The organism is Streptomyces kurssanovii (assembly GCF_040677245.1).
GTDB lineage: Bacteria > Actinomycetota > Actinomycetes > Streptomycetales > Streptomycetaceae > Streptomyces > Streptomyces kurssanovii.
Genome location: NZ_JBFAQK010000078.1, coordinates 20,296 through 31,360 on the forward strand (window position 1 = coordinate 20,296; position 11,065 = coordinate 31,360).

Annotated in this window: 13 protein-coding genes and 1 pseudogene; 9 read left to right on the plus strand and 5 right to left on the minus strand. The window is 73.1% G+C overall.

What is annotated here, in order from left to right; genetic code table 11:
• Positions 1 to 168 precede the first annotated feature (168 nt).
• From AB0K36_RS32085 to AB0K36_RS32095, 3 genes are all read right to left on the minus strand, one after another.
• Positions 169 to 321 (minus strand): hypothetical protein, encoded by a 153-nt coding sequence (locus tag AB0K36_RS32085; RefSeq protein WP_189474366.1) that lies wholly within the window; start codon positions 319 to 321, stop codon positions 169 to 171.
• Positions 322 to 577: 256 nt separating this feature from the next.
• Positions 578 to 1,237: a response regulator gene (locus AB0K36_RS32090; RefSeq protein WP_189474364.1), complete on the minus strand. Its 660-nt coding sequence runs from the start codon at positions 1,235 to 1,237 to the stop codon at positions 578 to 580.
• 2 nt (positions 1,238 to 1,239) lie between these two features.
• Positions 1,240 to 2,241, minus strand: a complete 1,002-nt coding sequence (locus tag AB0K36_RS32095) for a HAMP domain-containing sensor histidine kinase (protein ID WP_364600954.1) — start codon at positions 2,239 to 2,241, stop codon at positions 1,240 to 1,242.
• Positions 2,242 to 2,602: 361 nt separating this feature from the next.
• Between AB0K36_RS32095 and AB0K36_RS32100 the strand changes: the two genes are divergently transcribed.
• The 5 genes from AB0K36_RS32100 (at position 2,603) to AB0K36_RS32120 (ending at position 5,745) form a co-directional block, all read left to right on the plus strand.
• Positions 2,603 to 2,929: a TraR/DksA C4-type zinc finger protein gene (locus tag AB0K36_RS32100; RefSeq protein ID WP_364600933.1), complete on the plus strand. Its 327-nt coding sequence runs from the start codon at positions 2,603 to 2,605 to the stop codon at positions 2,927 to 2,929.
• A 49-nt stretch (positions 2,930 to 2,978) separates the two neighbouring features.
• The gene (locus AB0K36_RS32105; RefSeq protein ID WP_364600935.1) at positions 2,979 to 3,344 is read left to right on the plus strand and encodes a TraR/DksA family transcriptional regulator; all 366 of its coding nucleotides are present in this window, start codon (positions 2,979 to 2,981) and stop codon (positions 3,342 to 3,344) included.
• The gene (locus AB0K36_RS32110; protein ID WP_364600937.1) at positions 3,341 to 4,165 is read left to right on the plus strand and encodes a rod shape-determining protein; all 825 of its coding nucleotides are present in this window, start codon (positions 3,341 to 3,343) and stop codon (positions 4,163 to 4,165) included. Before AB0K36_RS32105 ends, AB0K36_RS32110 begins: the two co-directional genes overlap by 4 nt.
• Positions 4,162 to 4,782, plus strand: coding sequence for an Rv1733c family protein (locus AB0K36_RS32115; protein WP_364600938.1), 621 nt, complete (start codon positions 4,162 to 4,164; stop codon positions 4,780 to 4,782). Before AB0K36_RS32110 ends, AB0K36_RS32115 begins: the two co-directional genes overlap by 4 nt.
• 312 nt (positions 4,783 to 5,094) lie before the next feature.
• Entirely contained in the window at positions 5,095 to 5,745 is a 651-nt protein-coding gene (locus AB0K36_RS32120; protein ID WP_364600940.1) for a PepSY domain-containing protein, read from the plus strand.
• Between the two features lie 82 nt (positions 5,746 to 5,827).
• Here AB0K36_RS32120 and AB0K36_RS32125 read toward each other — a convergent pair whose 3' ends face one another.
• Complete coding sequence (locus AB0K36_RS32125; protein WP_364600942.1) at positions 5,828 to 7,330, minus strand: SulP family inorganic anion transporter; 1,503 nt, start codon at positions 7,328 to 7,330, stop codon at positions 5,828 to 5,830.
• A 383-nt stretch (positions 7,331 to 7,713) separates the two neighbouring features.
• On the opposite strand from AB0K36_RS32125, the gene AB0K36_RS32130 reads away from it, so the two are divergent.
• The 4 genes from AB0K36_RS32130 to AB0K36_RS32145 all read left to right on the plus strand — a co-directional run bounded on the left by AB0K36_RS32130 (position 7,714) and on the right by AB0K36_RS32145 (position 10,732).
• A complete protein-coding gene (locus tag AB0K36_RS32130) occupies positions 7,714 to 8,115 on the plus strand; it encodes a MerR family transcriptional regulator (RefSeq protein ID WP_364600944.1) in 402 nt (133 codons plus the stop codon).
• A 141-nt stretch (positions 8,116 to 8,256) separates the two neighbouring features.
• Positions 8,257 to 9,480, plus strand: a complete 1,224-nt coding sequence (locus AB0K36_RS32135; RefSeq protein WP_364600946.1) for a D-alanyl-D-alanine carboxypeptidase family protein — start codon at positions 8,257 to 8,259, stop codon at positions 9,478 to 9,480.
• Positions 9,481 to 9,544: 64 nt separating this feature from the next.
• A complete protein-coding gene (locus AB0K36_RS32140) occupies positions 9,545 to 9,898 on the plus strand; it encodes a hypothetical protein (protein WP_364600948.1) in 354 nt (117 codons plus the stop codon).
• Positions 9,899 to 9,943: 45 nt separating this feature from the next.
• A complete protein-coding gene (locus tag AB0K36_RS32145; protein WP_364600950.1) occupies positions 9,944 to 10,732 on the plus strand; it encodes an Fpg/Nei family DNA glycosylase in 789 nt (262 codons plus the stop codon).
• Between the two features lie 72 nt (positions 10,733 to 10,804).
• On the opposite strand, the pseudogene AB0K36_RS32150 reads toward AB0K36_RS32145, so the two are convergent.
• Positions 10,805 to 11,065, minus strand: a pseudogene (locus AB0K36_RS32150) (aldehyde dehydrogenase (NADP(+))); the annotation flags it as partial.

Here is an 11,065-nt window from a genome sequence, read left to right on the forward strand (position 1 = left end):
CCCGTGATCGCTCGCGGCTCGACAGGGCCCTGCCGTGCGGCCCGGCCGGCGGCCGGTGCGGGCTCATGGAGCGGTGGCGCACGTCACCGGCGGGCCTGGAACCTGCGGGGCCCGCCGGCGCTCGGCCGGCGCGGGCCCGTGGGCCCGGCATGATCCCGACGAGAGGTCCTAGCGGCCCGCCAGCACGTCGCTGAAGTCCATGACGCGGCCCATCTCACGCAGGGTCTCCTCGGCGGTCCGCCGGGCGTCGGCGGGAACGTCGCCGCGCTCCTCCACCAGCTCCGCGTAGATCGGAGCCTCGGTACGGTCTGCGGAACTCATCTCGAACAGGGTCCTTTCACAGGGGTCGCCTCGTGCCGCGCCGACCGCGGCCGAGAGCAGTGACCGAGTGTAGGAGGTGCGGTCGGCACCCCTGTCGGCGGCCCTTCCTCCCGTCCCGGCACCCCTCCGGGGCTCCGGCGCCGGGCTCCCGCACGGGCTCCGCACCGGGCTCCCGCACGGGCTCCGCACCGGGCTCCCGCCGCCAGGCGGGGTTGCGAGCCGCGTCAGGGTGCGAGACGCGCCGAGGCGCGGGCCGTCAGGGTTCGATGAGGCCGGCCCTGATCGCGTAGCGGGTCAGGTCGAGGCGGTCCCGCAGACCCAGCTTGCGCAGCAGGTTCGCGCGATGGCGCTGAACGGTCTTGACACTGATGAACAGGGTCTCCCCGATGTCCTTGGAGGACCGGCCCTCCGCGACGAGTTTGAGGACCTCCTCCTCGCGCGCGGTGAGGATCTGGTCGGGCGTCTCCTGGCCCTGCCGGGCCCGTTCCAGGTAGTTGCGGATGAGAGCGGTGACCGCGCCCGGGTACAGGAACGGCTCTCCCCGCATCGCGGCCCGGCACGCCGCGAGCAGGTCCCGGTCCGCGACGGACTTCAGGACGTACCCGCAGGCCCCGGCCTTGAGCGCCTGGAAGAAGTACTGCTCGTTGTCGTACATCGTCAGCATGAGGATGCGCAGCCCGGGCCGGATCGCCGCGAGTTCACGGGCGGCCTGCAGACCGGTCATGCGGGGCATGGCGATGTCGAGGACGGCCAGGTCGACGGTGTGGCTGCGGGCCATGGCGATCGCCTCCGCGCCGTCACCGGCCTCCGCGACGACCCGGAGGCCGGGCTCGCCGTCGAGGATCAGCCGCACGCCGCGCCGCACCAGGGCGTGGTCGTCGGCGAGCAGGATGCGGATCTCGTCCGGCTCGGTCACGGCTACGCCACCTCCTTCCCGGCACGCGCCGTGCCGGCGGACCCGGCCGGCACGGCGTCGGAGTCGTCGGGCACGGAGAGGGACACCCGGGTGCCGCCCGCGCCGCCCGGCGCGATGTCGAGGGTGGCGCCGATGAGCAGGGCCCGTTCCCGCATGCCGCGGATCCCCGCGCCCTCGCGGGCGAGGCCGGTGCCGCGGCCGTCGTCGGCGATGCTCAGCACGACCGCGCCGGGCGTCCGGCGCACGGCGAGCTGGACGTGCTCCGCCTCCGCGTGACGCGCGATGTTGGTCAGGCCCTCCTGGGCGACGCGGTAGAGCACCAGTTCCGTCTCGCGTGCGAGCGCCGGGAGTCCGGGGTCGAAGTCGCGCTCGATGCGCAGTCCGGTGTGGGTGGCGAAGTCGGCGCTCAGCGCGGTGAGCGCGCTGACCAGGCCCAGATCCTCCAGCACACCGGGCCGCAGCCGGCGGGCCAGCCTGCGCACCTCGTCGAGGCTTTCGCGGGTGGTCTCCTGCGCCTGCCGCACCTCGGCACGCAGAGGCTCCGGCGACCGGTCGGCGACACGCTTCAGCGCGAGCAGCACCGCGGTCATGCTCTGGCCCACCTCGTCGTGCAGCTCCTGCGCGATGCGGCGGCGCTCGGCCTCCTGCGCAGACAGGGCGCGGGCGCTGCTGGTGGCGCGTTCGGTCTCCAGCCGCTCCAGCATGTCGTTGAAGGTGCTGATCAGTTCGGCGACGCCGCCCCGCCCGGGCGGCCCCGGCAGCCGCTGGCCCGGGCGGAGCAGGTCGACGGTGGTCATGAGACGGGTGAGCCGCTCCAGCGGAGCCAGTCCGATGCGCAGCAGGGCCGCGTTGGCGACCAGCATCACGCCCAGGCCGCCCACCAGGATGACGGCCTCGGTGAGCAGCACCGGCACCGAGACGGTCACCGGTGCCCACAGCAGCAGTGCCGTCGCCAGGCCGAGGACCAGCGCGTTGAGGGCGAAAATCCGCCAGAAGAGCGACACGGCGTACCGGACCTCCACAGTCTTCGCGGTGTTCCACCCACTATGGGTCACCGCCGGGCTCGGCCCGCACTCGGGTCCGCCCAGCCTGCCGCGCCCCGGGAGCGCGTGTCGATCCGCAGCGGCAGCCGTCCGCGCCGGTCGACGGGCTCATGGCCCCGCGCCGTATGCACTGTCCGCCCCCCGGTAAATGGGTGCTGGGACCGATGGTGCGGGCCCGGCGCACCGGCGATGGTTGCGTCATGAACCCTTCGCCCTCCCGCCGACCGGCGGGAGCACGGGTTCCGCCGGCGGGAGCACCGGGTCCGCGAGCACACCGCGACGGAACTCCACGGCGTTCGACTCCCTCGGAAGGACTCCTCTCATGTCGCTCGACGCGGCCCGCTCCGACTCCCTTCCCGAACGTCTCACCGCCCACGAGGTCGGTCAGCGTCTCCAGCACGAGCGCAACTCCCGCCTCACGCAGCTCGAGGCGATCGAGCAGGAGGGGAACGACGCGCCGCGCGAGCTGATGATCGCTCAGAAGACGTCCATCCAGCGGGTGCTGACGGAGATCGACGCGGCCTTCGCGCGGCTGGAGGCCGGCGGATACGGACTCTGCCAGGAGTGCAGGCGGCCGATCCCCGTCGAGCGGCTGGAGATCCTGCCTTACGCCCGCTGCTGCGTCGGCTGCCAGCGCCGGGCGTCGTGACGGGCGCGGCTCCCGGTCCTGTCCTTCGTGCACCTGGAGGGGTGACTTCGTGAACCACCGGATCGCCGACGCCGGCGCCGTGCCGCTCTCCGCCGACGACCTCGCGGCGCTGCGCGCGAGCCTGAAGGAGCAACGCGCTTTCCGTCTGGAGCAGTTGGAGCGGTTCACCCGCCCCTCGCGGGCCGGTGACGCGCTCCGCCGGCGGGCGGCCTCACAGCTCGAGGTCCAGGTGAAGCTCAGCGCCTCCGCACGCATGGTCCTTTCCGACGTGGAGGCCGCACTGGAACGCATGGACCAGGGCCGGTACGGCGTGTGCCACGTGTGCGCGCGTCCCATTCCCCTGGAGCGCCTCACCGTCGTGCCGCAGGCCCGTTACTGCGGCCGCTGCCCTCGGGACCGGGGGGCCGGACGGTGACCGGCTTCGGTGTCCGGCCCGGCGGGCGCCGTCGAACGGCCGGACCGGTCTGCCGGATCTGTCCACGCTTCGCCATCGACATCGGCAGCGCCCGCACCCGGGCCTGGTCCCCGGGCCGGGGTGTCATCCTCGACGTCCCTACGGTGACGTTCCCGGGCGCCGATGCCATGTACCCGGTCCGGCGCGGTGACATCGTCGACCCCGAGGGCACCGCCCGGATGCTCGAGCGTCTGTTCCGGCGCAGGGTGTCCGGCTTCAGCCGGCCGCTGATCGTCATCACCACGCCCGTGCTCGGCGGGCCCCGCTTCCGCAGCGCGGCTCTCACCGCGCTCGAGGTGCTGCGTCCCCGTACGGTCCTGACCGTCCCCGCCGCGAGGGCCATCGCGCTGGGAGCGGGCGCGGACCTGGGCCGGCCGTTGCTCGTCGCGGACATCGGCGCGCATGTCACGGAGGTCGCGCTGCTCTGCGACGGTGAGGTGACGGACGCGTACCGCACGGCGCTGGGCACCGGCGACATCAGCGGCTCCGTCACCTTCCGCGACATCACCGGAGCGATCGTCGCCATGGTCACCGACATGCTGCGGCTCGACGAGTCCGAGCAGACCCTGGACGCCCTGGGGCGGGGTCTGCTCCTGGCGGGCGGCGGCGCGCTGCGGCCGGAGTTCACCTACGACCTCACCGGGCAGTTGCGGGTCCCCGTCCAGCCGGTTCCCGCACCGCACACGGCGGCGCTGAGAGGGGCCTCGCACGTCATGGAGTCGGCACACCGCCACCCGGCGACCCACGCGGAGGAGCACGTACCCGAAAGGGGGACGACATGACCGCCCCCGAGCCGCGGGCACAGCCGCCGCCCGTGCGGGCGCGCGCGAGGCTGTGGCGGTGGCGGCGCAGCCCCTTGCGTCGCCGCTCCGACGTGCTGCAGGCATGGACCGGGCTGGTGCTGGCTCTGGCGGTGCCGGCGGCGGCGCCCACGGTGACGGTGATCGTGCACAACTCCGTACACACTGCGCTGCGTGCGGACGCCGCCGCGGACGCCCGCTCGGGGGCTCCCGTCGACGCCGTGCTGGTGCGGGACGCTCCCCGCCATCCGGAACCCGGCTCCGAGGAGGCCCGGCACACCTTGTACCGGGCCGAGGTCCGCTTCTTCGGCCCCGACGGGCGGCCGCGCACCGGGGAGGCCGAGGTCCGGCCCGGTCTGTCCGCCGGCAGCACCGTCCGGGTCTGGCGCGACGCGGAGGGGCGGGTGACCGATCCGCCCATGGCGGCGGGCGAGATACGCAGCCGTGCGCTGGGATGGGCGGCCACGGCGGGCGTGGCGGTGGCCCTCACCGGCGCGGGCGCCTACGGCGTGGCGGCGATGGCGCTGGACAGACGGCGCGACGCCGGATGGGAGAGGGCCTGGGCCGACACCGCTCCCCGGTGGACGACATCGGCGTGACGCGTCCGGGCGAGCGGCCGCCGGAACCGGCCCCGCGCGGTGCCGTGGGACCCGGGGTGCCGGCGAGGCGCGGCGCGGGCCCTCACCGCTGCGGGGCTCATGTCGCGGCAGCCGGAGCCGCGGGCCGCCGGTGAGGCGGAAGCGATCGGGTGATCTTCCCGGTAGCCCGTGTCTCCCGTGGGACCAGGGGTTACGCGTGGCGACATGAACGTAACGACTCATGCTCTTCGCCTCCGGGCCGCACTCCCCGCATGTCTCATCGCCTGCTCGGCTCTGCTTCTCACCGCCTGTGGCAGCGAGAAGGGGAGCGAGGTGAGTGCGCCGGCCGCCGCACCGAGCCCCACGGGCACGGGCAGCCCCACGAGTACGACGAGCCCCACCGGCACGGCGAGCCCGACCGGCTCCCCCAGCCCCACGGGCACCGCCACCCGCCTCACCGACGACCAGGCCGAGCGCCGCGCTCTGGTCCCTGCCGCCAAGGTCACCTGGGACAAGGCCGCCGACACGGCCGTCGGCGAGGTGTCGGGCAGCAAACTGGTCGAGATCGAGCTCACCCGCGCGGAGGCCGGCAGCACCGCCAGCCCCGCGAGTCCCGCACCGAGCCCGGGCGGCCCCGAGTGGGCCGCCGAGGTCGCCACCCAGGACGGCACCCGCCACACCGTCCGCGTCGACGCCGTCTCCGGCCGGGTGATCGGGTCGCAGCCCGATCCCGAGCAGGACGCGGAGGACAAGCAGGAGACCGCCGACCTGCTCGGCAAGGCGAAGGTGACGGCCCAGCAGGCGGTGAAGACCGCCACCGGCCGTAAGCAGGGCACCGTCAGCACCGTGGCGCTCGACAACGACGACGCCGGCAAGGTGATCTGGTCGGTCGACGTCGTCACTCAGAACGACTGGTACTTGACGACTTTCGACGTCGACGCGGCGAGCGGCCAGATCCTGCGCGAGGAGGTCGACCGCGACTGAGGGCCGCCCGCGAGGCGGGCACAGGAACGAGAGAGCCCCTGCCCACGGTCCGAGGACCGTGGGCAGGGGCCTTGTGCTTCGCTCAGTGCCCGGCGCCGAGCCGGCCGGCGAGCCTGTCGTGCATCTCGGCGCTGGGCCTGTTCAGCCCGACGATGGTGACCTTCTTGCCGCGCTGCGCGTACTTGCTCTCGATCGCGTCCAGGGCGGCGACCGAGGAGGCGTCCCAGATGTGGGCGTCGGTGAGGTCGATGACCACGTCGTCCGGGTCGTCCTTGTAGTCGAAGCGGTGGACGATGTCGTTCGAGGAGGCGAAGAAGAGCTCGCCGGTGACCGCGTAGACGGCCTGCTTGCCGTCCGGGTCGACCACTCCCGTCACCTCCGCGAGACGCGCCACCCGCCTGGCGAAGATCACCATCGCGGTGACCGAGCCGAGGACGACACCGATGGCGAGGTTGTGGGTGGCGACCACGGCGGCGACCGTGACGACCATGACCGTCGTCTCGCCCACCGGCATCCGCCTCAGCGTCTTCGGCCGGATCGAGTGCCAGTCGAAGGTGGCCGCCGACACCATGACCATGACGGCGACCAGGGCGGCCATGGGGATGTCCGAGACGACCGGCCCGAAGACCACGCAGAGCACCATCAGGAAGGCGCCGGCCAGGAAGGTGGACAGCCGGGTGCGGGCCCCGGAGACCTTCACGTTGATCATGGTCTGGCCGATCATGGCGCAGCCGCCCATACCGCCGAAGAAGCCGGTGACGACATTGGCCACGCCCTGGCCGATGGACTCCCGGGTCTTGCTGGAGCGGGTGTCGGTGAGGTCGTCGACGAGCTTGGCCGTCATCAGCGACTCCATCAGGCCGACCAGCGCGAGCGCGAAGGCGTACGGCGCGATCGTCGTCAGCGTCTCCATGGTGAACGGCACATCGGGCAGGCCCGGCACCGGCAGCGACGAAGGAAGCGCGCCCTTGTCGCCCACGTCGGGCACCGCGATACCGGCACCGACGGTGATGACAGTCAGGACGACGATGGAGACCAGCGGCGCCGGAACGGCCTTGGTGATCCTCGGGAACAGGACCATGAGCACCAGACCGGCGGCGATCAGCGGATAGACCGCCCACGGGACGTCACGCATCTCCGGCACCTGCGCCATGAAGATCAGGATCGCCAGGGAGTTGACGAAGCCGACCATGACGCTGCGCGGCACGAACCGCATCAGTTTCGCCACGCCCAGCGCGCCGAGCACGATCTGGAAGAGCCCGCCGAGGATCACGGCGGCGACGAGATGGCCCAGGCCGTACTGCTGGTTGAGCGGCGCGATGACCAGGGCGACGGCCCCGGTGGCGGCGGAGATCATGGCCTTGCGGCCGCCGACGACGGAGATCACCACGGCCATCGTGAACGACGCGAACAGACCGACGGCCGGGTCGACGCCCGCGATGATGGAGAACGAGATGGCCTCGGGGATCAGCGCGAGCGCCACCACCAGGCCGGCCAGCACCTCGGTCCTGAAGACCTTCGGTGAGGCGAGCCAGTCGGGCGCGGACATGCGCGGACGGCGTCCTTCGGACAGCGAAGAAGACATGCAACCGTTCCTGTTCGGGCGCATACGTCCATCCGCTGAACACACGCGCTGAGTGCGACCCCACCGGAGGCCGGTTCGGAGTCTTGGCCGGCCGGGCCTCGGGGGCCCGCCGGACGGAGGGGCGGCTGCCGCAGCCGCCGGTCGGGCATCATTGCCCGGAAGTCTGTGGTCCCCCGCGCCCACACCTCGGTGCGGCGCTGCCTTCACCGTGCACGGCACAGCTCGGGCGCTCTCCGGACTATACCCTGACGTGAGGGGAGAGTTCGATGCGCCGCTTGTGAATCACAGGCCATCGGCGGGTGACCCATAGGATTCGAGCTCGGATTCCGGGGTCACTTCGAACCATCGAACACGTGGCGTGAGGCAGAGGAGACGGCAGGGCGATGGCTGAGCGCCAGATGCAGATCGGCGAGGTGGCCGAGCGGACCGGCTTGTCGCTCCGGACGATCCGCCACTACGAGGAGGTCGGCCTCGTCATCCCTTCCGCCCGCAGCAAGGGCGGCTTCCGCCTCTACACGGAGGCCGATGTCGAGCGTCTGATGGTCATTCGCCGGATGAAGCCGCTCGACTTCTCCCTCGACGAGATGCGGGACCTGCTGGAGATCACCGATCGCATCGCCGACCGCGAGGATCCGCCGTCCGTCGACGAGCGGGAGCGGCTCCACACCCGGCTGGACTCCTACCGCGAGGTCGCCGACGCTCGCTGCGAGAAGCTGCGCGCCCAACTGGTGGCCGCGGAGGACTTCGCGGCCACGCTGAGGCGGCGGATGGACGCCGCGAGGTAGTCCCGGGACCCGGGCCGCGCCCCGGGGCCGGCCGGGGGGCGGCGTGGGTGGCCGGGGCGGCACCCGCCCGTCACCGGAGGCCCTTCCGCCGGTCGGCTCAGCGGAACTGCGCGTCAGGTCGCCCGTTCCTACGCTGGCCGAATGATCATCAGATTTACTGCACGGCTGGCCTTTTGCTGCGCGACGGCCGTCGCCGCCGGCGCACTGGGTCTGCTGCCGGCCTCCACCGCGCAGGCCGAACCCACGCCTCGACCCGCCTCCGCCGACGCGTCGCCGCTGCACCGGCCGGGCACCCATGTCGGGCCTCTCAACGGGGCCCCCGACCTCCCCGAAGACGTCTCCGCCCTCTCGTGGCTGGTGGCCGACGCGGGCACCGGCGACGTGCTCGCCGCTCACGACGCGCATCGCCGCCTGCCGCCCGCCAGCACCATCAAGACGCTCTTCGCCCTCACCGCGCTTCCGCATCTGGCCGACGCCCCGCCGCACCTGGTCACCGAGGAGGAACTCGAAGGAGTGGGTGAGGGAAGCAGCCTGGTCGGCATCGCGCCCGGACGCACGTACACACTGGACGACCTGTGGCGTGGCGTCTTCCTGAGCTCCGGGAACGACGCCGTGCGCGTCCTCGCCGAGATGAACGGCGGCTGGGAGGCCACGGCGGAGCAGATGCAGGCCAAAGCCCGCGCGCTGGGCGCCTTCGACACGAACGTGGTCTCCCCCGACGGCTACGACGAACCCGGGCAGGTCTCCTCCGCCTTCGACCTGGCGGTGTTCGGGAGGGCCGGCCTGACGGACCGGCAGTTCGCGTCGTACGCGTCCACCGTCGACGCCCCCTTTCCCGGAGGCACCCGTGACGACGGCAGCCCCACCTGGACGTACGGCATCAGGAACACCAACCGGCTGCTGACCGGCGCGGACGGGGTGGAGCGCTATCCGGGGATCATCGGCGTCAAGAACGGCTACACCTCCCACGCGGGCAACACCCTCGTGGCCGCCGCCCGCCGGGACGGACGCACTCTGGTGGTGACCGTGATGAACCCGCAGTCGGGCGGTGGTCACGCGGTCTACGAGGAGGCCCGCTCCCTCCTCGACTGGGGCTTCGACGCCGCCGGCCGGGTAGAGCCCGTCGGGTCGCTGGAGCCGCCGGCCGTGCAGAAGGCGCCCTCGGCCGTACAGAAGGCCCCGCCGGCCGGACCCGGCCCGGTCACCCGGGCCGCCGTGCCGCCCGCCCGGGCCGCCGCGGTCTCGGAGGAGGCCGGCACCGGCATCGCCTACGCCTGGATGGGTGCGTTCGTGGGCGCGTCCGTCGTGAGCGCCGCCCTCATCCTGCGGCTGCGTCGCAGGCACCGTCCCAAGGCGGGTTCCTGATGCTCCGGCAGCTGCCGCCTCCCGGTTGCCTGTCCGCCGTTGGACCCGGGCGTAGGCTCGGACCATGGGTGACCTGCCGCCGCTGCTGGTGTTCACCGGCTGCCTCGCCGCGATCATGGGGCTGTTCGCCCGCCTCGCGGTCCACGTCCGCCGCCGCGGCCTCGCCGGGGAGGCCCTGCGGGCGGCTCTGGCCTCGCACGACGAGGCGTTCCGGGTGACCGCCCATGAGTCCTACTACGAGATCCGGGCTCAGGCGGAACGCCAGGGGCAGGCCCTGTCGCCCGACGGCCGGTGGACGCCGGACCGGGACGGTGCGAGGCCTGCCGGCTCGCGGAGCCGGCGGCCGCGGGAGGCCCGGCAGCGCCGCCGGTCACGTGGTTCTCGACGGTTCGCCGGAGGCACCGGGCCCGGTCGCTGACCGTGGCATTCCGGCTCCGGACGCACGAGACGGGCGGAGGATGCCGTGCCCGAACTGCCCGATGTGGAAGGGTTCCGGGAGGTCCTGGCCTCCTGTGCGCGGGGCAAGCGGATCGAACGGGTCGAGGTGAGGGACGCCGGAGTGCTGCACGGCGTCACCGTCGCGCGGCTGCGCCGGTCCCTGGAGGGCCGCCGGTTCGCCGAACCGGCCCGTCACGGGAAGTGGCTGCTGGCCCGCACCGACGGGCCCACCCTGGTGATGCACTTCGGCATGACCGGTCAACTGGTGTGCTGCCGGCCGGGCGACCCGCCGGATCCGCACGACCGGGTCGTCCTCACCGTGGGCCGTGAGGAGTTGCGCTTCCGCGATCAGCGCAAACTGCAGGGCCTGTGGCTCGCCGACGACCCCGACGCGGATGTGGCGCGGATCCTGCACGACCAGGGGCCGGACGCGCTGTCGGTGGACCGGGCCGCTTTCGCGGAACTGCTCTCCCGGCGGCGCGGCCGCGTCAAGGCGGCCCTCACCGACCAGTCCGTGCTGGCCGGACTGGGCAATCTGCTCGCCGACGAGATCCTGTGGCGCGCCGGCCTGCGTCCCACCCGCCGCGCGGACCGGCTCGACGACGACGAGCTCAAACGGCTGCACACCGAGATGCGCCGCACGCTGCGTTCGTCCGTGCGTGCCGGGCGCGTTCCGCCGCGGAAGTCCTGGCTCACCGGCCGCCGTGACGACAGCGATCCCACATGCCCGCGGTGCGACGGGCCGCTGAGCCGTGAACGCGTCGGCGGGCGCGGCACGGTGTGGTGTCCGCACTGCCAGGCGGACGGTTCCTGACCCGTGCGCCGGGCGGGGCACGGCGCCCCGGGCGCTGTGCCCCACCGGCGATCACGGTGCCGTACGTGCGGGTCAGTGTTGCAGGCGGCCGTTCACGCGCCGGGGAAGCCCGAGCGGGTTGTCGTCCCGCAGTTCCGGCGGGAGCAGGGCCTGCGGGGTGCTCTGGTAGGTGACCGGGCGGAGCCAGCGTTCGATGGCGGTGGCGCCGACCGAGGTGGAGGTGGAGGTGGTGGCCGGATAGGGGCCGCCGTGATGCTGGGCCGGCGCCACCGCGACACCGGTCGGCCAGCCGTTGACCAGCACCCGGCCCGCGAGCGAGGTCAGCCGGGCCAG